This window comes from Ruegeria sp. ABM4_193, assembly GCF_056158705.1.
Window position 1 is genome coordinate 1,749,825 of the sequence record NZ_JBSWTT010000001.1, and the last position, 20,929, is coordinate 1,770,753.

The window sequence follows — 20,929 nt, forward strand, 5'->3', positions numbered from 1 at the left end:
ATATCTTGCGCCCAATACGCGCGAATATGAAAAGGTATGTCTCTGATGACCACCGACCCACTTGTCGTCTTTACGCCCTCTGGCAAACGCGGACATTTCCCTGTTGGAACTCCGATTCTAACTGCGGCCCGTCAGTTGGGCGTGGATCTGGATTCAGTTTGTGGCGGGCGTGGGATCTGCTCCAAATGCCAGATCACACCTAGCTATGGCGAATTTCCCAAGCATGGTGTCACCGTATCCGAAAGCGCGCTGAGCGAATGGAACGCGGTTGAACAGCGCTATGACGACAAGCGAGGCTTGAAACCGGGCCGTCGTCTGGGATGTCAGGCGTCCGTGCAAGGTGATGTCGTGATCGATGTCCCACCAGAAAGCCAAGTGCACCGTCAGGTCGTGCGCAAGGCGGCCGCGGCCCGCGCCATCACCATGGACCCGGCGACTCGCTTGTACTTCGTGGTCGTCGAAGAACCCGATATGCACTCACCCACCGGCGATCTTGAGCGTCTGGAACGTGCCCTGCGCGAGCAGTGGAAGATCGAAGCTGTCACAGCCGATCTGTCGCTTTTGTCCAAGCTGCAGCCGGTTCTGCGCAAGGGCAAGTGGGAGGCCACGGTGGCCGTTCATAAGGGCCACAACGACAGCGTTGCCCGAATTGTCGAAATCTGGCCGGGCCTGCATGAAGGCGGGCTTTATGGCTTGGCGATCGACCTCGGCTCGACCACCATTGCGGCCCACCTGACCGACCTGGAAACGGGTGAGGTCAAGGCGTCCTCGGGTCTGATGAACCCGCAGATCCGGTTTGGCGAAGACCTCATGAGCCGCGTTTCATATTCGATGATGAACCCCGGTGGCGATCAGGAAATGACCAAGGCCGTGCGCGAGGCGATCAACGATCTGACCACCTCAATTGCCGAAGAAGCCGAGATCGACGCCGCACTGATCGTGGAAACCGTATTTGTTTGTAACCCGGTCATGCACCACTTGCTATTGGGTCTGGATCCGGTTGAGCTGGGGCAAGCACCTTTTGCGTTGTCAACTTCGGAGAGCATGTCCCTGCCCGCGCGCGAGATGGATCTGACGACCATGAATCCGCGCGCGCAGATCTACATCCTTCCTTGTATCGCGGGCCATGTGGGTGCGGACTGCGCCGCCGTGGCGCTGTCGGAGGAACCGGGCAAATCCGAAGATCTGGTCTTGATCGTGGACGTAGGCACCAACGCGGAAATCCTGTTGGGCAACACCAGCCGCGTTCTGGCCTGTTCTTCGCCCACTGGCCCTGCCTTCGAAGGCGCTCAGATCAGTTCTGGCCAGCGCGCGGCCCCCGGCGCAATCGAGCGGATTGAGATCGACCCTGTTACAAAGGAACCACGTTTCCGCGTGATCGGGTCCGAGAAGTGGTCGGATGAAGAAGGGTTTGACCTTGATATTGCGACCACTGGCATCTCAGGCATCTGTGGTTCCGGCATCATCGAGGCCGTTGCTGAAATGCGTATCGCCGGCTTGATGGATGAAAGCGGATTGATTGGTTCGGCCGAGCAGACTGGCACAGCACGCTGTGTCCCCGAAGGACGAACCCATGCCTATCTGATCCACGACGCCAGCGCCGAAGGTGGCCCGCGCATCACCGTCACCCAAGGCGACATTCGCGCCATCCAACTGGCGAAATCGGCGCTTTATGCCGGTGCGCGCCTGTTGATGGATGAGATGGATGTCGACCGTGTCGATCGTGTGGTTCTGGCCGGTGCGTTCGGGGCGCATATCTCGACCAAGCATGCGATGGTTCTGGGGATGATCCCGGATGCGCCGCTGGACAAGGTCTCCAGCGCGGGTAATGCCGCTGGTACAGGTGCACGTATTGCACTGTGCAATATCGCAGCACGGACTGAGATTGAACGCGTCGTACGCGAGATCACGAAAATTGAAACCGCTATCGAACCAAAGTTCCAGGATCACTTCGTTGCGGCCAACGCAATTCCACACAAAACTGATCCATTCCCGGAACTGGCGCAGGTTGTCACGTTGCCCCACCCAAGCTTCAACACAGGCGGTGCCGACGCCGAAGCCGGTGGTGGTCGTCGCCGTCGGCGTCGCGGGTAATCATGCATTGGAGCGACCGGCTCATGTTTGCCGGTCGTTCCTTGCAGAACTTCCAAGTTCAATGGCCGTCTGCGCCAGAAATTAAGTCAGACCGCGGTGCACGTGCACGGCGCACGGCGCGTGACGAACAACGCGCGAAGCTGTCGATCCTAGGAAATAGTCGCTCAACCCCGGTTGGTGAGAACCAATGACGATACAATCGATGCTCTTACTTGTGGCATAATCAATGATCGTCCGGGCAGTGTGGCCCTTGACGATTTCGGGTGTCACACCTTCAAGGCCCTCAACCTTTTCCAACAGTTTCAGTCGCGCACGGTCAAACCCTTCTGCGACAACGGATTTATCCAGATAGGCACTGACAGATCCCTGTGGCATTTCGTAAACGTGCAATGCGATTATGTCGGCCCCGTTTTCCGACAATGCGCGTGCAACTTCCAGCGTGTGCTGCGATATGCCGTGATCCAATGCCATAGGGACAAGAACTTTTTTATACATCGAGGCCTCCAAATCTGGCGGGACTATGCCCAGGGTCTCAGGATAATCTTAGGGGCTGCCACAGCACCAGAGCGGATATCGCGAAATGCCTGCGCCCCTTCAGCCAAGGCGCGTTCCTCGGCCCAGTCCAACGCGCCCAGTCGTCCGTCAAAGATCGCTTCTGCCGTCTCGCGGAAATCCCGAGCGGTATAGGTGTATGTGCCGATAAAGGTTATTTCTTGCAACGTCATGCGGCGCACGTCCAGACCGCCGGTGTCTTCGCCAAGACCAACATGCGCGATCACGCCGCCGGGGTCCGCGACGGCTGATGCGACGGATCGTGTTGCCGCATATCCCACAGCGTCGACAACGAGCGGGAAGTTTCCAATCGCAGCGTCCGCGATTTTAAAGCCCTCAACCTGCTGCAGAAAAGTCCGGCGTAGGGCGTTGGGTTCTGCAATTGTGACATCTTCGACCTCCATCGCACGCAAGGCCAATGCGGCGGCAAGCCCGATCGCGCCGCCGCCAATGACCAGAGCGCGACGGGGCATCGCCGGGTGCAACGCTTCCAGCGCCAGCCGCGCCGCATGCCAACTGACGGCCAACGGTTCGGCCAACGCGGCCTTCGCAAACGAGATATGATCCGGTACGACAACCAGATTTCTGTCCGGCATCGAGACAAACTGCGCAAAGGCCCCTTCGCGTGGTGGCATTGAAATGATCTGACGATCCGGGCACAGATTTTCACGACCTGCCACGCAGGCTGGACATTGACCGCAGCTCACCAGCGGATTGATCGTTACACGATCTCCTGCGCGAAGACCTTCGACAATCACCCCGGCGGCCTCATGGCCAAGGATCAAAGGGGCCGGTCGCCGTGCATCATGGCCAAGATACGCGTGCATGTCTGATCCACAGATGCCTACGGCTTCAATCCGGATCAGGTGTTCAGATGCAGCGGGCACTACATTTGGCACATCGCCGAACTCCATCTGTTCCACACCTTTGTAAACCAGTGCTTTCATTTGGCCGTGAACCCCCCATCCACCATCAAAACCTGTCCGGTCACATAGTCAGAGGCCCGTGAACACAGGAAAAGAATCGGTCCGTCGATATCCTGCATCCGACCATTGCGCCCAATGCAGGTTTGCGCCGCATTTCGCTTGGCACGATCTGGGTCATCGAACACGGCCTGCGTCAGCTCCGTGGGAAAGAACCCCGGTCCAATTGCATTGGCGGTGATGCCAAAGGGCGACCATGCCTCGGCCATCGCGCGGGTCAATTGCCCGATCCCCGCCTTCGTTGCGCCATAGGCGATACCACCGGGAAACGCGCGCGTTGTTTGCAGCGAAGCAAAATTGACAATGCGCCCCCACCCCTTTTCTTTCATCGCGGGCACCATGGCCTGACTTAGAAAAAACGGTGCGCTGAGGTTCACCGCCAGCGTGGCGTCCCACCCTTCTGGTGTCACATCATCGGCGGCCTCACGCGTGTTTAGCCCAGCCGCATGAACCAGAATGTCGGGCGCGCCAAACTTGGCGCTGACGGCTTCCGCCACGCGATCAATTCCGTCACGATCAGCAACATCGGCTTCCACTGAAGCGGACCGAGATCCAATCTCGGCTTGCATCTGCGCCAACGCATCTTGGCGCCGCGCCACGCCAACAACCTGCGCACCTGCTGCTGCGAGCGCGCGCGCCACTTGCCGCCCCAGACCCGAGCTTGCACCGGTGACACAAGCCACCCTACCCGTCAGATCAAACAAAGCACGCGGATCATCCATCTGCGGTCAGATCAAACTGCTCATCCGGGAAATACTTGGCCAGACGCACGTCTGCGGCACGCGCGTGCCCTTCCATCCCTTCCAGCCGCGAAATCCGCGCAGTTGCAACGGCAATGGGCTTGGACCCCTCCCGCGTTGCCCGCTGCCAGGTCACGATCTTCATGTATTTGTGGACACTCAGACCGCCGGTATAACTGGCCGCGCCAGAGGTCGGCAGAACGTGATTGGTTCCGGTGGCTTTGTCGCCATAGGATACGGTGGTTTCCTCACCCAGAAACAACGAACCATAGCAGGTCAACCGGTCCAGCCACCAATCCAGATCCTCGGCCTGCACGGTCAGGTGTTCGGGGGCGTATTCATCGGAACACGCAGCCATGTCTTCGCGATTATCGCAGACGATGACTTCGGCATAGTCCCTCCACGCGGCTGCAGCGTTTTCCTTGTTCAAATCGGGCAAGTCGTCGATCAACTGCGGTACAAGGTCCATGACTTTCTGAGCCAAGGCACGATCATCCGTCACCAGCCAAACCGGAGAGTTATACCCGTGTTCGGCCTGACTGACCAAGTCGGTGGCAACCACATGTGCATCTGCGCTGCTATCGGCCAGGATCAGGGAGTCGGTTGGTCCCGCAATCATGTCGATGCCAACCTTGCCGTAGAGAATGCGCTTGGCCTCGGCCACGAACTGGTTGCCCGGCCCAACAAGGATGTTTGCACGCGGCAAACCAAACAGACCGTAGGTCATCGCCGCCACACCCTGCACACCGCCCATCGCCAAAATACTGTCAGCCCCGCAGATATGGGCCGCATAGACAATCGCAGGCGCAACCCCTTCGCCCGGACGAGGCGGAGAGCACGCTGTGATGTGACGGCATCCGGCAACCTTGGCTGTGGTCACAGTCATGATCGCACTGGCGATATGGCTGTAGCGTCCACCGGGCACATAGCACCCTGCCGCATCGACGGGGATGGCCTTTTGCCCTGCGACAACACCGGGCACAATCTCGGTCTGAACGTCCGACACGGTGGCCTTTTGCGTTTCGGCAAAGCGACGCACGTTGTCATGGGCAAAGCGGATATCGGCCTTCAACTTTTCGGGCACCAGCGCAATGGCCGCGTCGATCTCGTCCTGAGTCATCAGGACATTTCCCTCAAACTTGTCGAACTTAGCGGCGTATTCCAGGGCCTTGGCGTCACCTCCTGCCTCGATATCAGACAGGATTGTCTTGACCGTATCATGCACCTCGGTCGCATGAGACTGCGCCGTAAGGGTCGCCTTTTTCAGATAGTCACGGGGCATATTCAAAAGGTCCTATTGGTAGATTTCAGGAAGCAAGGTGGTCGAGACAGCTGGTACGTAGGCGATCAGCAACACCACGATCAGCATGGTCAACACGAAAGGCACGGCTCGGGCGGCAATCTTCAGAATCGACTCGCCGGTAATGCCAGATACAACGAACAGGTTCAGACCCAGCGGTGGTGTGATGAAACCAACACCCAGCGCGGTGATCATCATGATGCAGAACTGGATCTCGTTCATGCCAATGTTGTCGGCCAGCGGTTTCAGGATCGGTGCAAGGATCACGATGTTGGGCGTCGTCTCCATCACGCAGCCTGCCGCGATCAAGATGCCGATCATCAACAGGATCAGCAGATAAGGATCATCCGTCAACGACGTGACCGAAGTCACAAAGCCCTGAGGCACACCCATAATCGCCAGCGCTTCGGCCAGCGGCGCAGAGAAAGCGATGATGGGCAGGATCACCCCGTTCACTTTCGCCGAACTGACCAGCATCGACGGGAAGTCGGCCAGCGTAAGTGTGCGCAGGATGAAGCCCATGATGATGGTGACGACAACAGCGGTCGCACCGGCTTCGGTCGGCGTCAAGCGACCCGAGAAGATGCCGTAGAAGATGATGCCCGGCACGATGAAGGCGTACCAGCCGGATTTGAGCGCCTTGCCCAAGTTGGACAGCCACTCACCCATGGTCATCATGCCACCGCCCTCATAGGCATAAAGGCGATTCATGATGATGTTGGTGATCAGGATCGATACCAGAATGGCCAGTCCGGGGATCAGAGCGGCCAGAAACAGCGTCGAAGCTGAAATACCCAGCACAAGCCCGATGATGATATAGGCAATCGACGGCGGGATCAGAATGCCGGTACAGGCCCCGGCGGCTACCAGCGCACAGGCATAGGGGCGCGGATACCCGCTTTCAACCAGACGGTTGATGGTCATCCGACCCACAGCAGCAGCGCCCGCCGCGTCCGAGCCCGAGATCGCCGCAAACATGCCACAGACAAGCACGGTGGCCGACCCAAAGCCGCCTTTGGCAAAGCAGGTCAACGCTTCGGCCACGTCCAGAAACTTGCGCGATAGCCCGGTTCGAACCAGAACGTCTCCGGTCAAAATGAACAGGGGCACAGCGGTCAACGCAAAGGCATCGATACCGGTGAAAAGGCTTTCGCCCACCAAGCTTAGCGGCAAGTCGCCGGACATGATCAGCATGACGATAGCTGCCGACCCAATGGCGGCCCAAACGGGCACAGCCATGGCGATCAAAGCAACGAACAGGATCACGGGGACATAAAAATCCCAGCCGAGTTCAACGGTTTGATTGAGGGAATTCCAAAGCATTCAATTTCTCCTCAGTCAAACAGCTTGTCGCCTTCGAAGACGGGGGTGCCGTCTCGCAGACATTTCAGATCACGCATCAGGGATTGGATCAGCCGCCAGATCATCAGCGCAAATCCAGTGGGTACAGCCATCAGGAACCAGACTTTGGAAACCCGCAACCCATCTGTTACCGAGCCGAACTTGGCCGAGACATGAACCGCCTCGTAAGACCAATAGAGCGCGATAACGGCCACGACGAACATCACCAGATCGCCGAAGATATAAAGCAACGCCTTGGGGCGCGGCCCAAGGTAATGCATGATGACGTCAATTCGGATATGCGCACGTTCCTTGACCGCAGCGGCGGCCCCGATCCAGGCGAGGTAGATGAAGGAATAGCGCACGATCTCTTCGCCCCAGATCGACGAGTAAGCGAAGATCTCACGCCGCAGCACTTCGATCGCCATGGTGATCACCAGCATCACGTAGAACACCAGCAACAGCCAACGCTCTGCGTTTCGGTCAATGTTTTGAAGAACGGTCATCTGATCCTCCGGCGATAGGACAGCCAGACCCGCGCCTGCCGTTGCGGGCCGATTACAGCCTGACTGTAGAAAATAAACGTGGACGCCTGGACGGCGTCCACGCATAGCGCCTTAGGCGTCGTGAACGTAGTATTTGCCCTGCGTTCCGGCGGCTTCGACCAGCTTTTCGAAGTTTTCCATCGACCCGGCCAGTTCGGTCTTGAACGGATCCCAGTCGGCGTTCTGATAGCCGCCCGCATCCTGCCATTCGGCCAGTTGGTCGTCGCTGAGCGAGTGGAATTGGACGCCCGCCTTGTTCAGCTCGGCCATAGCGTATGCACGTGCCGACGGAACCTTGGACAGGTTCTGGTGCGCGGTCATTTCAGACCCCCACATGATGCCTTCTTGAACGTCAGCGGGCATCGAGTTGAACCACTCGAGGTTACAGGAATAAACCTGACTGTCCGGAACCGCTTGTGTGAAGGTCACGTGGCTCAGTATGTCCTTGAAGCCGAAGACAAACAGCGCGCCAACCGAAGGATCAAGCGCATCTGCGACACCTTGTTTGATGGCCGAAGGTGTCTCACCCCAGGCAACAGGAGTCGGGTTGGCGCCGACCATACGGTAATACTGCTGGAGCATCTTCGAGCCGGGAACACGGAACTTGATACCACTCATGTCGCCCGGCGTGATGACTGCATTGCCACCCTGACGAACCGCGACAACACGGGGGTCGATGTTCACATAGAACAGCGCCTTGAAGCCCGCAGCTTCGACCTTGGGATGAACCTCATTCTTCCACGTATCCGAATGGACAAGGTTGGTGAAACGCTGGTTCGAACCGCACAGATACGGCATGTTGATCAGATCAACGGTCGACGCAAATGGCGCGAAGTTCGACAGCGAATGCTGCGCCGCCTGAATGGTGCCGCCCTGCACTTTCTGCACAAGGGATCCACCGGCACCCAGCTGCCCACCCGGAGCCAGTTTGACATAGACTTTACCATTGGTGGCGTTCTGGATGTTTTCTTTAAGATCCAGCTGCATGATCGGATAGCTACGCGATGCCCCCAAAACATACGCCGTCGCGATGGTCATCACATGATCGGCCGCCTTTTCCCGCTCGCTTTCTTCCTTGGCGGTCTGCGCTGCGGCTTCAGACGACCACAACACCCCGCCTGCTCCGGCGACCAAAGCAGCCGTGAACGCACCACTTGCGCTCAGCTTTAGGAAATTGCGGCGTTCGGCTGACGCCAGTTCGGTCTTGTCGTTGTTCATGAATTGCCCTCCCAAGCAAAAGTTCAGCTGCCGTCTGTTGCGTCGCGGTCAGCCTCCTTTTTCAGAATTGCGACAACGAACAAGATCGACGCCGCGAACAGAACCAACATCTCTCCTACGTCCCCAAGAAACGCACTGTTCGCATAGGCACCCAAGGCGACGTTGGCGAAATAGATCGCAAAAACGACGGCTGATGCAGCAACAAACATTTCAGGGCTCCCTACAGAATCGGCTCTCCAATTCATTTGTAAGCGCTTACATGATAAATGCAAGCGCTTACATCTCCACTTTCAAAGTCCTTAAAAAACGCATAACTTAGGGCAAACGGAATTATGAGTTTGAAAATGTCAAAACATAGATCCGCTCCGACGTTGGATGACGTCGCCAAGGCTGCGGGTGTTTCAACTGCCACGGTATCGCGGTGCCTGAACAATCCGCAGCAGGTCGTCGAAGCGACGCGGAGGCGTGTTTTATCTGCGGTCGACGCTTTGGGATATACCCCGAACTTTGCTGCGCGTGTGATGGCAGCGAAACGATCTTTTACGATCGGAGCAATCATTCCAACGATGGAAAACGCCATTTTTGCGCGGGGTTTGCAAGCCTTTCAGGAGGAAATTCACAAACGCGGATACACGCTGCTGGTATCCAGCTCTGCCTACAAACCCGAAGTTGAACAAGAACAGATCCGAACCCTTGTGGCCCGTGGCGCGGATGCGCTTTTGCTGATTGGCCATGATCGCGATGAACGAATTTATGACTATCTGGAACGTCAAAGGGTGCCAGCTTTAGTTGCCTGGTCGTTCAGTCCGAACAACCGCATGCCGTCAGTTGGATTCGACAACCGGCAAGCTATGAAAACCCTGGCTCAGCAGGTCATTGGACTGGGTCATATACGTCTTGCAACGATTTCGGGCTTTAGCAAGGGAAACGATCGCGCTCGGCTGAGAATTGAAGGTATCCAGGATGCGATGACTGAAAACGGTCTGGCGTCCGATGATCTGATCGTTGCGGAAACCACTTATGAAATCGAAAACGGGGCCGAGGCTTTCAGGGACCTCATGTCTCACGCGCGCGCACCTACAGCAGTTCTTTGTGGCAACGACGTTCTGGCCGTAGGGGCCATGCGACAAGCCCAAGAGATGGGGCTGTGTGTACCTGACGATGTCTCGATCACTGGGTTTGACGACATCGAACTGGCCCGTATCGTTTCCCCTGCCCTTACGACAGTTCACGTCCCCCATCGCGAGATGGGTCAAAAAGCGGCGCTGGAGTTGATTCACATGATCGAAACAAAAGCGCCCGGTCGTTCTGTGGAACTGTCTACAAGACTGATATGCCGCGCGTCCTTACAGGCAGCAACAGGATAAGCGAGGCGAAAATTTTTCCGGAGGTTTGGAGCGGGTAGCGGGAATCGAACCCGCGCGTTCAGCTTGGGAAGCTGACAGGCTACCATTACATCATACCCGCCGCGTTCTGTGGAATATCACCAGTGCGGACAGAGGTTCAACCCGGCACGGGACAGATCAGGCGTAAATTATCACTCTGTCCGGGCGCGCAGGCTGTCGATCAACGATTGGTCGACGTCCAGCGCTTCTCCGGCGGCTTCCAAAGTTCGTTTGTCCAAGTGCTGCGGGTTCAGGTCAACGCCATCAGAAAACGCATCAACAATGGCTTGCATCGCCTTGATACGCGCATGTTTCTTGTTGTTCGCAGGTATGACATGCCAGGGGGCCAACTCGGTCGAGGTGCGCGCCAGCATTTCGTCGACAGCGACCTCGGCAACATCCCATTTCTCACGATTTCGGAAATCTTCATAGGTCAGCTTCCAGCGTTTCAAAGGGTTTGTCAGCCTTTCGGTAAACCGGCGCATCTGTTCGTCCTGCGAGATATGAAAGAACAGTTTGACGATCCGCGTACCGTCATCAACAAGCATCCTCTCGAAATCGTTGATTTCCTGATAGGCCGCGCGCCAGCGTTCTTCCGGTGTCAGTTTCTCAATCCGCTCGACCAGAACCCGACCGTACCAGCTGCGGTCAAAAGCCGAGATCGCGCCCGCGGGCGGTAATCGTTCCCAAAACCGCAAAAGATAGTGCCGGTTGAGGTAGTAGTTTCGCGGGGCTCCGATGGGCCAAACCTTGAAACTGCGCGGGTCCAGCGCTTGGCTGATCCGGCGAATAGTTCCCCCTTTTCCTGCAGCATCCCACCCTTCAAAGACCAAAACACCCTTGAGGCCATGAAACAGATACGCTTGTTGAATTCTGGCAAGTTTGGCTTGTAAATCGATCAGCTGATCAAAATAATCCTTCTTATTGAGACGTTTAGTCAGGTCTGCATCCGAAAGTTTCGGGGGATGATGTTTGCTCATGGTGCCACCTGATCTTTGTGCGAATGATCCGGCTATTGTGAAACCTTCTGCGCAATCGACATTGATCAGAGTCAAAAAGGCCGGGCACTGGGCCCGGCCTTTGGTGTCAGATTAGATCCGTTCAGGCGCGACGGCGACGGCCACCACCGCGACGGCCACCGGCCGCACCTGCAGCACCGGCTTCGTCAGGCGCTTTGTTGAACCGGATCCACTCGCCGCCATGCGGGTCGTTATTGGTCAGCAGGTTGGCGGCGCGAATGGCCTCCATCTCTTTACCAGCGCGCGGCTTGGTCGAACCCAAACCGAACATCTGTACAAACGCTTCGTCATCCATGCCTTCAGGCAGAATGATCCCAGCTGCGGCTACGGCTTCTTTCTTCTCGGCGATCTTTTTCTGTGTCACCGGCAACGCGACCGGGTTCATGATGGCCGAGGTCATACCAGCGCCCATTGCCATCGGCAGGAAAGCGTTGTTGATGCCGTGACGGTTCGGCAGACCAAACGAGATGTTCGAGGCACCGCAGGTGGTGTTCACGCCGAGCTCTTCGCGCAGACGGCGGACCAGAGCAAACACCTGTTGACCGGCAGTCGCCATCGCACCAATCGGCATGACCAGCGGGTCTACGACGATGTCATGTGCCGGGATGCCGAAGTCAGCGGCACGCTCAACGATTTTCTTGGCAACGTCAAAGCGCACATCGGGATCTTCTGAGATACCGGTGTCGTCGTTCGAGATTGCCACAACCGGCACGTTGTACTTTTTGACCAGCGGCAGAACCAGTTCCAGCCGCTCTTCTTCGCCGGTGACCGAGTTCAGCAGCGGGCGGCCTTCTGCGGCCTCAAGGCCGGCTTCCAGAGCGCCCGGAACCGACGAGTCGATGCACAACGGAACTTCAACCAGACCCTGCACCAGTTCGACGATCTTGCGCATCAGCGGCGGCTCGGTCTCGTTTGGGTTGGGGTTCGAGTTGTAGACAACGCCTGCGTTGATATCCAGAACGGTTGCACCAGCCATCACCTGCGCCAGCGCGTCTTTCTCAACGGTCGAGAAATCGCCCGCTTCCAACTCGGCCGCCAGTTTCTTGCGGCCGGTTGGGTTGATCCGCTCACCGATCACACAGAACGGTTCGTCAAAGCCCAGAACGGCGGTTTTTGTTTTTGATTCTACGACTGTACGGGTCATGTCCGTTCCTTAGGAGTTTACAGGCTTTGCCGAAGCGCCGCCGTTATTGATCGCCCAGTTGGCGTTGGTCTTGATTCCACCCAGCGGGAAGAAGTGCACGTTGGTGATATTGAAATCCGGGTTGGCTGCTTTGTGCTCCGCCAGTTCGGTGATCACGTCGGTCGGCTCATACGGCAGCAGCAGCTTGGACACGTCCATGGCGCGTTTCTGCAGAACTTTCAGCGACGGGCCAACGCCACACGCAATGGCAAACTTGATCAGCGTTTGCAGCTTGGCTGGACCCGCGATGCCGATATGGATCGGCAGATCGATACCAGCTTCTTTCAGGCTGTCAGCCCATGCGATGATCGGTTTGGCGTCAAAGGCAAACTGTGTCGCCAAAGCCATTTCCGCATCGGTGGTTTCTGAGAACTTTTGCTTCCAACGCAGCGCGTCGTCCACATTCTTGGTCGAACCGTCAGGGTCGATATCCTTGTTTCCTTCCGGGTGACCGGCAACGTGCAAGCGCTTGAAGCCCGCCTTGTCGAACAGACCAGTCTCCAACAATTGCATCGAGCTGTCGAAATCACCATGCGGGTTGGCAACGCCACCGGCCAGCAGCAACGCCTGATCAACGCCTGCTTCGCCCTGATACATGGAAATCCAGTTTTCCAGCGTCGCCGCGTCTTTGATGATCCGCGCCGGGAAATGCGGCATCACCGGATAGCCTTCGGCCGCGATGCGCTTGGCGGTCTTGACCATGTCCTCAATCGGAGTGCCCTCGATATGAGCGATATAGACGCGCGTGCCTTCGGGCAGCAGCGCGCGGAAATCGTCGACCTTTTCAGCGGTGCGCGGCATTACCTCGATCGAATAGCCTTGCAAAAAGGCTTCTACGGTTGGGTTCACAGGGCCGGTTTCGACCGCATCACGTTTTTTGAAGTTCAGCAAAGCCATTTCGGCCTCCCTTAAAATCTGGGCTTACGCCCAACCGTCATTGGCGATCAGCGCTTTGATGCGGTCCTGATCGTATTCTGTTTCCAGACGCACCGCCTCGGTCTCGGCAATCTCGGCGGGATCGCCATCTACTGCAAAGGGTGCGGCTTTGCGCCATTCGGCCAGGTAGGCATCACTGTCCTTGGCGTTCACCTTCATGGCAGCCCGGTCGATGGCTTGCTCGAACCGTTCTTCCAACTGCCGCTTTGCGCCACGACGGCCTTTACCGACGATGACCTGAGCGGGAATGTCGCGCCAGTACACGATTGTGACGTCAGGCATTGCTGTGATTCCTCCTAACCCGATGGGCCGGTTCTAAACTTCAAACTTAGCTTTGGTCGGTCGGTTTTCGACACACGACGCTTTTCCAGCGACCTTTTTGCCAAAGCTAGCCAAGGGCGCTTTTACACAAACAAACCACAGACGCGCATATCATAATTCTCAACGTCACTATGAAAGCGCTGCATAAAACGCAAAAACCCTGGACGGAGTTGTCCGTCCAGGGCGGTATTTCAAAGGTCAGTGCGGTTTAGCCGACCAGACCACCATCTTCACGAGTCACCGCGATGATCGCCGAACGTGGAACTGCATCACCGCCTTCGGGCCAGTGACTATTGCCATCCTCACCTGGGTGCTGGATGCCCACGAACATGGTGCGGCGATCCGGTGACCAGCTGAGGCCGGTGATCTCACACTCATTCGGGCCGACAAGGAAGCGGCGGATTTCACCGGTGACCGGGTCACCTGCCAGCATCTGGTTGTTGCCCTGCCCTTCGAAGTCGCCTTCGTTGCCATAGTTGCCATCGGTTTGGATCCACAGCAGGCCATTGCTGTCGAATTTCAGACCGTCGGGCGAGTTGAACATGTTGTCGGCATTAACGTTGTCAGACCCACCGTAGGCATCCTGATGCACGCTGGGGTTGCCCGCCAGCACATACAGATCCCAAGCAAAGCCCGAAGCGGTATGATCACCACCTTCAGGACGCCAGCGCACGATCTGGCCGTAGTTGTTGGCCTCACGCGGGTTCGGACCGTTGACCGAGGTGTCATCACCACCGGCATTCGGTTTGACGCCTCGGTTCTTGTTGTTGGTCAGACAGCAGTAAACCTCGGCCACGTTCGGGTTAGCAGCAACCCACTCCGGGCGGTCCATGGTGGTCGCGCCTACGGCAGAACCGGCCTGACGGGTGTGGATGCTGATTTCAGCTTGCGAAGCCAAACCAGTTGTCTCAGGCGTCAGATCCAGCCATTCGCCCGTGCCGTCGTCATTGAACTTGGCAACAGACAAGGTGCCGTTTTCCAGCAAGGCGTTGGTGTCAACGCCAGCGGCGTAAACGCCATCCGAAACAAAGCGATACAGGAACTCGCCACGTTCATCGTCGCCCATGTACACAACAACACGACCGTCATTGTTCACCACCGACTCGGCGTTTTCGTGCTTGAAACGGCCAAGGGCGGTCAGCTTGCGCGGGGTCGAGGTTGGATCGGTCGGGTCGATCTCGACCACATAGCCGGCGCGGTTTGGTTCGTTGGGGTTTTTCGACACGTCGAACCGATCATCGATCTTGGCCCAGCCATAGCCCCAATCTTTCGACGAGACGCCATAGCGTTTGAGCTCCGCACTGACCTCATGGTTTTCGTCTTCTGCCGAGAAGTAGCCATTAAAGTTTTCTTCACAGGCCAGGTAGGTGCCCCAAGGGGTCATACCGTTGCCGCAGTTGTTCCAGGTCCCTTTCGAGGTTGTGCCTGTCGGGTCCGCGGCGGTTTTCATCAAATCATGAGCAGCCGCAGGGCCGGTGATCGTCATATCGGTCTGCGGTGTGATACGACGGTTGTACGGGCTGTCCTTGACGATGCCCCATGTGCCGTCCGTGTTGGCAATCTCGACCACAGTCACGCCATGCGCCATCATACCCTTGGCAACATCGTCGTCCGAGGCCGCCTTGGCATCGGGGTTGTTGCCCCAAAGAATGTCACGGTTGGTATATTCGTTGTTTACGACCAGCAGCACGTGGCCATCATGGAAGAACACGTCCTGACCGTCGGTGTTGTCGCCAAATGCACGCTCTTGGCTGGCAGCAGTGCCACGGGTCGCGTGATCGAACTCGGGCGCGTCGGACCACAGCGGGTCGCCCCAACGCACCATAACCTCGGCCTTGTAGCCCGGAGGTACAATCACGTCGTCTGCAGTGGACACAGGGATCGCCTCGAACGAGAACCGGTCAGCTGCCGCACGTGCGCCCGAAGGAATCAGCGCACCGCCAACGGCTGTGAAACTGCCCATCGCAAGAACACCGCCCAGGAATCCGCGACGTGACAAGGCGCGTTCGACCACTCGGTCAAATTCACACTCTTCGGGACGTGGGTTTACGACCTCATCATATTCATCAAAGGAAAGGGTGCGTTCGTCTTTCATGGCAATCTCCGTATCTGGCTGAAAGCTGGTAGAGAATCCCGTACCGGGGATCCCGCGTGGGGATCGCATTCCAGTATGAACGCTGTGTGACACTCACGTTAAATTCAAAATTGAAATCACTTGCGCGTCGGCGATCCCCCGCCTAGGGTCAAATTAACTCGAAAATCGGAGGGCGTGACGAATGGCGCCCAAGCGTCCCAAAGGTGCGGGCGCGTTCCCGAAGGCGGTTGAAAGCCCCGCGCCGGCAAGACCCGATCCAGATGCGCTCTATGCGGCGCTGGATCTGGGAACAAATAGTTGCCGCATGTTGATTGCCCAACCCAAAGGGAGCGGGTTCCATGTGGTCGACAGCTTCTCCAAATCCGTGCAGTTGGGCTCGGGTCTGGAACGCACCGGACGGCTGTCGCGGGCGTCCATGTCGCGTACCGTGCAAGCACTTCGGATCTGTCAGCAAAAGCTGAAGCGCAACAAGGTCAAACGCATGCGTTTGATTGCAACAGAAGCGTGCCGTCGCGCCAAGAATTCGCGTGAGTTCATCCGGCAGGTAAAGCGCGAGACCGGGCTTACTCTGGAAATTATCCAGCCCGAGGAAGAAGCACGTCTGGCGGTGATCTCCTGCGCGCCGCTGGTTTCGACGAAGACCGAACAACTGTTGGTCGTCGACATCGGTGGCGGTTCGACCGAATTGGTATGGATCGACATCTCGTCCGTTCCGCGCCGTGATCGTCCGGCTGCAATTATGCGCTTGCACAACGGGTTCCACACCGCCGACAGCCCTTTTCCGGCGGCAAAAGTCGTGGATTGGATCAGTGTTCCGTTGGGCGTGGCCACGTTGCGCGACCAATTCCACGACGTGGAAGATGACGCCGCCCGCTTCGCCCTTATGAGCTGGTTTTTTGAAGAAAATCTGGCCGATTTTGCACCCTACAAAGACGAACAGACCCGCGAAGGGTTTCAGATCGTTGGAACGAGCGGCACGGTGACAACCGTCGCGGCCTCGCATCTGGGGCTCAAGCGCTATGACCGGACCAAAGTGGACGGTCTGCGCATGACCAGCGATCAGATTGACAAAGTCATACGCGGGTATTTAGAACTCGGCCCTCACGGGCGACGCCGGGATCCTCGGATTGGGGACGACAGGCAGGCCCTGATCATGTCCGGCTCGGCCATTTTGCAGGCATTGCTACGCTGTTGGCCCACTGATCGCCTTTCCGTGGCGGATCGTGGGCTGCGCGAGGGTCTGCTTTATGCACAGATGAGCGCTGACGGAGTATTGGAAGACGGACCGTTCTGATGGCGAAGACACCGACTGGTAAAAACAACTCAGGCCGCGGGCAGCGCGACCTGAAGGTCAAGGTTAAAACCGCGCGCGGGCGCAAGCTCAGCTCGACCCGGTGGCTTGAACGACAGTTGAACGACCCGTATGTCAAACGCGCTCAGGCCGAAGGGTATCGCGGGCGCGCGGCTTTTAAGATACTGGAACTGGACGATAAATTCAGGTTTCTCGTACCGGGTGCGCGCGTCGTGGATTTGGGCTGTGCACCCGGAGGCTGGCTGCAAGTCGCGGTCAAACGCGTAAACGCGCTGGGCGAGAAAAGCGGTAAACGGATCGGGACCGTTTTGGGCGTCGACCTGCAAGAGGTCGAACCCGTTGCTGGAGCAACCGCCCATGTTCTGGATTTCATGGAAGACGACGCCGACGTAAAGGTCAAAGAATGGCTTGGCGGTAAAGCCGACGTTGTGATGTCAGACATGGCCGCTGCGTCTTCGGGTCACAAACAGACGGACCATTTGCGCATCATGGCCCTGTGCGAAACGGCGGCTTACTTTGCGTTTGATGTGTTGGAAGAAGGTGGCACCTTCGTAGCCAAGGTTCTGGCCGGAGGCGCCGAAGGCGATTTGCAAAAGCTGTTGAAACAGAAATTCCAGAAAGTCGCCAACGTGAAACCTCCTGCTTCACGCTCGGACAGTTCCGAAAAATTTGTTGTGGCAACAGGGCTTCGCGTCCGAGATTAACCCTCGAGACGAATACGATCTTCGGTCAGGCACTGCGCACGGAAAGAGGCGTTTGCCATGCCCTGCAACATCAACGCTTCTCCATGTGACACGTATACTGGTGCGCGTCCGCGCAGCTCTTCTATGCGTTGGGCAAGTGACACCGAACTGACACCCACAGTTGGTCGCTTTTTCGCATCATTGGACATGTTTCACCTCTGAACAGCACACTCATCCCGTCCGTAACGTGAAATTTTGCCCTGAAAATGGAGCAATTCGGGCGGGGATGTGCCGGATCAGGGACCAAGCTGTTGCGACAATTGTTGCAGGTTCGGGTCGTTTGGTAGCAGGTCCAGCGCCTCACGCAGCACAGCGCGCGCGGCGTCGGGACCGCGATTGATATGCGCCAGTTGCACCAACATGGGCCACGCTTCGCCCCTTTGCGGGTCCAAAGTTACGACTTCGCGAAACGCCTGCTCGGCTGCTGGCGCGTTGCGCAGTGTCAAAGCCATACCTCCTAGAACAAGATGGGTTTCCGGGAAATCCAATCGGTTCGCGATCGCCTGCTGCCACTCTGACATGCCCTGCCCGGCCAGCGATTGTTGCTGAGGTGACAGAGCTTCCGGTGGTATCGTCAGGAACTCTTTCGCGGCAGCAATACGTACATTGCGCAACGGGTCTGACAACAAAGGCTCCAAACGCTGCACCTGCTCAACTGGGTTGGCCTGACGCTGCAGAGCAGCTGCATTGGCGCGGATCAAGGGGTCATCCTCTTGCAGCAATGACGAAGTCGCCGCGGCCAAGTCCGGGGAAGCGAAGGGTTGCAGCAAGTAGGCCGCTGTTGCCCGCACGATTCCGGCATTGGATGGGTCCATCGCAACGGCCAGCAATCCTTCGGGCGTGTCCAACCTGCCTTCAGCAGCGTCATTGAAAACCGTCCCAAAATGCGGGCCACGATGAGCGGCATCCGGGAACCACTCTTCGATCTGATTGGCCGCCCAGCCCTGATCCCGATCTTCATGACAGTCGGTACAGGCATCGACGCCCAGCCCCAGATCAGGCCGTGGGATGCGGAAGCTGTGATCGCGGCGCCCATCGACGCCCATATAAACCCTTTCGATCATATGGCAGCTTTTGCACTGCGCGCCGTCACTGTTTTCAGGATGATGATGATGCGCTGGCGTATCGTATTCTTTTGCTGTGAGCGTCGGGAAGTCCGGGTTCCCTGCCGGAGAATGACACTGAGTGCAAACACCGTTTCCTTCCGCTTTCAGTTCAGCGCTGTGGGGTTCATGGCAGTTCATGCACCCAACGCCTTGCGCGTACATCTTGGATTGCAGGAACGAACCGTAGACATATACCTCATCCAATATCTGCCCGTCCGGGTGGTACGATCCGGGGCGCAACAGGGCCAGGTTATAGGTGTCGTGATAGGGCGTGCCGGGCATAGGGTTGCCATCGCCATGCGCCTCGCGCCGGGAATGGCACCCGGCACATTGCTGGATTTCCGCCTCGGTTTGTCCCTTGCCCCAATTCATCAGAAATCCTACTGGTCCCAGGTCTTCGGAAATGTCCCGACCATTCACCCAATCGATATGCGCGGATCCCGGACCATGACAGGCCTCACACCCCACGCCGATTTCAACCTGTTGCGACGTATAGGATCTGGTTTCAGCGGAATAGTTCTTTTCAAACCCAGTGGCGTGGCATTCGGCGCAGCGACCGTTCCAATTTTTGTAAGGGCCAGTCCAATGCAACCCGTCATCCGGCGGCAAATCCTGATCGGGATAGAGATGAAACCACTCTTTGTTTTCAGTGTCCCAGACCACATCAAAGCTTTGCAACCGGCCGTGTTCAGTCTCGAACAGGTACTGTTGCAGCGGTCCGATACCAACGACAGAATGTACATCATACTCGGTGGTGACCCCGTCTTTTTCAGAGACTGCCGCGCTCAGCGTTCCGTCCTTGTCCGAGAATTCCACCGACATACCGTCATGTTCGAACTGTGTACGGTTAAAATCAGCGACAACGGCCCCTTTCCCTACCTCGGTCCAGGCCAGCGCATGGTGGGATGAGGACCATTCTGCCGCCTCATCCTTGTGGCACTCGACACACTGATCAGACCCGACATAGGCCGCGGGCTGACCCAAAGCAACCACGGGCATTAGCAGCCCGAATGCCAGAACCAAAGACTTCATGCTGCCCCCTGTCCGTGATCGTTTTGCATATCCATCAGAGCACCATTGTATTCGGCGCCAAAAATCAAAATGGCCGCGCACAGGTAAAGAAAGATCAACGCCGCCATGACACCGGCCAGACCCGCATATGTGGCGCTGTAAGTCGCAAATTGGGCAATGTAGATCGAAAACCCCCACCCACCTGCCGCCCAAAGGGCCAGTGTCAGAATAACTCCGGGAAGAATTTGCATAATCTTGTGCCGCCGCGTTGGCAGGATCAGATGTGCCAAAAGAACGGTGCCTGCCGGAACCGCAACTGTGAAGGTCCAGCGAAGGCGTTCGATTGACAACCAGTCCGACAGGTCCACATCCGTCTTTTCGCTGACCAATTGAGTATAGACAGGCAAGACAACCTCGACCGCGGCGATGCCCAGAATGGCTACACCACCGACAATTACTAGCCCTAAGCACAGCAGTCGGGTTTTCCAGAACGGCCAGACGTCCCGGTCGTGATAGGCTTGGTTCATCGCGGCACGTACCGCCATCACACCATTCGAGGCAAAAAAGATCGCCAAAAGACCACCAAGGGTAATCACACCAGAGCCGGATTCCTGTAAAACCGCTCGCAACTCGGAAACGATCGGGCCCGCCACGTCTTTGGGCCAGGCTCCGAATACCAGCTCAATCAATTCGTCGGTGACATAGCCTTGCGATAATGACCCGGCCAAAGCCACGGTAAACAGCACAAAGGGAAACAACGCCAGCATCAGCGACATGGCGACGTGGCTGCTCATGACAAAGCCGTTTTTGTTGCTGAACCGAACTATGGCAAGCCGCAGCGCCTTGATAGGCCGGCTTAAGGAGGGAATCACTTGAGCGCTCATTGGCAAAGCGTAACCCGCGGGGCTATTCCTCTGAAACGGCAAATCCGGGCTGGAACGTAAATTATCCCAGCCAAACATTTGCTCACATTGCAAAATCCCGCCCGGCCATGCAGGATCGTCTTTCAGACCGACCACCTATCGGTTTAACGTACCACGCGGTA

The 20,929-nt window shown here is 57.2% G+C and carries 20 protein-coding genes and 1 tRNA gene; 4 read left to right on the forward strand and 17 right to left on the reverse strand.

What is annotated here, in order from left to right:
* Positions 1–45: 45 nt before the first annotated feature.
* Positions 46–2,094 (forward strand): ASKHA domain-containing protein, encoded by a 2,049-nt coding sequence (locus ACXADZ_RS08835; protein ID WP_475198535.1) that lies wholly within the window; start codon positions 46–48, stop codon positions 2,092–2,094.
* An 81-nt stretch (positions 2,095–2,175) separates the two neighbouring features.
* Here ACXADZ_RS08835 and ACXADZ_RS08840 read toward each other — a convergent pair whose 3' ends face one another.
* The 8 genes from ACXADZ_RS08840 to ACXADZ_RS08875 all read right to left on the reverse strand — a co-directional run bounded on the left by ACXADZ_RS08840 (position 2,176) and on the right by ACXADZ_RS08875 (position 8,982).
* Positions 2,176–2,589, reverse strand: coding sequence for a universal stress protein (locus ACXADZ_RS08840; protein WP_171089951.1), 414 nt, complete (start codon positions 2,587–2,589; stop codon positions 2,176–2,178).
* A gap of 23 nt (positions 2,590–2,612) precedes the next feature.
* A complete protein-coding gene (locus ACXADZ_RS08845) occupies positions 2,613–3,593 on the reverse strand; it encodes a zinc-dependent alcohol dehydrogenase (protein ID WP_475195171.1) in 981 nt (326 codons plus the stop codon).
* Complete coding sequence (locus ACXADZ_RS08850) at positions 3,590–4,351, reverse strand: SDR family NAD(P)-dependent oxidoreductase (protein WP_475195176.1); 762 nt, start codon at positions 4,349–4,351, stop codon at positions 3,590–3,592. Before ACXADZ_RS08850 ends, ACXADZ_RS08845 begins: the two co-directional genes overlap by 4 nt.
* Positions 4,344–5,651, reverse strand: a complete 1,308-nt coding sequence (hisD, locus tag ACXADZ_RS08855) for a histidinol dehydrogenase (RefSeq protein ID WP_475195179.1) — start codon at positions 5,649–5,651, stop codon at positions 4,344–4,346. Before hisD ends, ACXADZ_RS08850 begins: the two co-directional genes overlap by 8 nt.
* Before the next feature lie 12 nt (positions 5,652–5,663).
* Positions 5,664–6,992 carry a TRAP transporter large permease gene (locus ACXADZ_RS08860; protein WP_171089942.1) on the reverse strand — a complete coding sequence of 443 codons (1,329 nt, stop codon included), beginning with the start codon at positions 6,990–6,992 and terminating at the stop codon, positions 5,664–5,666.
* Positions 6,993–7,003: 11 nt separating this feature from the next.
* On the reverse strand, positions 7,004–7,516 hold the full coding sequence (locus tag ACXADZ_RS08865; protein WP_171089940.1) for a TRAP transporter small permease: 513 nt from the start codon (positions 7,514–7,516) through the stop codon (positions 7,004–7,006).
* 111 nt (positions 7,517–7,627) lie between these two features.
* Positions 7,628–8,773, reverse strand: a complete 1,146-nt coding sequence (locus ACXADZ_RS08870) for a TRAP transporter substrate-binding protein (protein WP_475195190.1) — start codon at positions 8,771–8,773, stop codon at positions 7,628–7,630.
* A 23-nt stretch (positions 8,774–8,796) separates the two neighbouring features.
* Positions 8,797–8,982: a hypothetical protein gene (locus ACXADZ_RS08875; RefSeq protein WP_050602530.1), complete on the reverse strand. Its 186-nt coding sequence runs from the start codon at positions 8,980–8,982 to the stop codon at positions 8,797–8,799.
* Between the two features lie 135 nt (positions 8,983–9,117).
* On the opposite strand from ACXADZ_RS08875, the gene ACXADZ_RS08880 reads away from it, so the two are divergent.
* Entirely contained in the window at positions 9,118–10,140 is a 1,023-nt protein-coding gene (locus tag ACXADZ_RS08880; protein WP_475195198.1) for a LacI family DNA-binding transcriptional regulator, read from the forward strand.
* Positions 10,141–10,166: 26 nt separating this feature from the next.
* On the opposite strand, the gene ACXADZ_RS08885 is transcribed toward ACXADZ_RS08880, so the two are convergent.
* The 6 genes from ACXADZ_RS08885 to ACXADZ_RS08910 form a co-directional block, all read right to left on the reverse strand.
* Positions 10,167–10,240: transfer RNA gene (locus ACXADZ_RS08885), tRNA-Gly, on the reverse strand.
* A 70-nt stretch (positions 10,241–10,310) separates the two neighbouring features.
* Positions 10,311–11,138: a polyphosphate kinase 2 family protein gene (locus ACXADZ_RS08890; RefSeq protein WP_475195202.1), complete on the reverse strand. Its 828-nt coding sequence runs from the start codon at positions 11,136–11,138 to the stop codon at positions 10,311–10,313.
* Between the two features lie 121 nt (positions 11,139–11,259).
* Positions 11,260–12,321, reverse strand: coding sequence for a methyltetrahydrofolate cobalamin methyltransferase (locus ACXADZ_RS08895; RefSeq protein WP_171089932.1), 1,062 nt, complete (start codon positions 12,319–12,321; stop codon positions 11,260–11,262).
* A gap of 9 nt (positions 12,322–12,330) precedes the next feature.
* Entirely contained in the window at positions 12,331–13,257 is a 927-nt protein-coding gene (locus ACXADZ_RS08900) for a methylenetetrahydrofolate reductase (protein WP_171646930.1), read from the reverse strand.
* A 24-nt stretch (positions 13,258–13,281) separates the two neighbouring features.
* On the reverse strand, positions 13,282–13,578 hold the full coding sequence (locus tag ACXADZ_RS08905; RefSeq protein ID WP_171089927.1) for a virulence factor: 297 nt from the start codon (positions 13,576–13,578) through the stop codon (positions 13,282–13,284).
* Positions 13,579–13,825: 247 nt separating this feature from the next.
* Positions 13,826–15,712: a PhoX family protein gene (locus tag ACXADZ_RS08910; protein WP_475195214.1), complete on the reverse strand. Its 1,887-nt coding sequence runs from the start codon at positions 15,710–15,712 to the stop codon at positions 13,826–13,828.
* A gap of 181 nt (positions 15,713–15,893) precedes the next feature.
* Here ACXADZ_RS08910 and ACXADZ_RS08915 point away from each other — a divergent pair, with 181 nt between their 5' ends.
* Entirely contained in the window at positions 15,894–17,006 is a 1,113-nt protein-coding gene (locus ACXADZ_RS08915; RefSeq protein WP_171183104.1) for a Ppx/GppA phosphatase family protein, read from the forward strand.
* Positions 17,006–17,728 carry an RlmE family RNA methyltransferase gene (locus tag ACXADZ_RS08920; protein ID WP_475195217.1) on the forward strand — a complete coding sequence of 241 codons (723 nt, stop codon included), beginning with the start codon at positions 17,006–17,008 and terminating at the stop codon, positions 17,726–17,728. Before ACXADZ_RS08915 ends, ACXADZ_RS08920 begins: the two co-directional genes overlap by 1 nt.
* On the opposite strand, the gene ACXADZ_RS08925 is transcribed toward ACXADZ_RS08920, so the two are convergent.
* The 3 genes from ACXADZ_RS08925 to ACXADZ_RS08935 all read right to left on the reverse strand — a co-directional run bounded on the left by ACXADZ_RS08925 (position 17,725) and on the right by ACXADZ_RS08935 (position 20,768).
* Positions 17,725–17,916, reverse strand: coding sequence for a hypothetical protein (locus tag ACXADZ_RS08925; RefSeq protein WP_475195219.1), 192 nt, complete (start codon positions 17,914–17,916; stop codon positions 17,725–17,727). The genes ACXADZ_RS08920 and ACXADZ_RS08925 overlap by 4 nt on opposite strands.
* 87 nt (positions 17,917–18,003) lie before the next feature.
* The gene (locus tag ACXADZ_RS08930; protein WP_475195222.1) at positions 18,004–19,905 is read right to left on the reverse strand and encodes a cytochrome c3 family protein; all 1,902 of its coding nucleotides are present in this window, start codon (positions 19,903–19,905) and stop codon (positions 18,004–18,006) included.
* Positions 19,902–20,768, reverse strand: a complete 867-nt coding sequence (locus ACXADZ_RS08935) for a YihY/virulence factor BrkB family protein (protein ID WP_171105237.1) — start codon at positions 20,766–20,768, stop codon at positions 19,902–19,904. Before ACXADZ_RS08935 ends, ACXADZ_RS08930 begins: the two co-directional genes overlap by 4 nt.
* Positions 20,769–20,929: the final 161 nt, after the last annotated feature.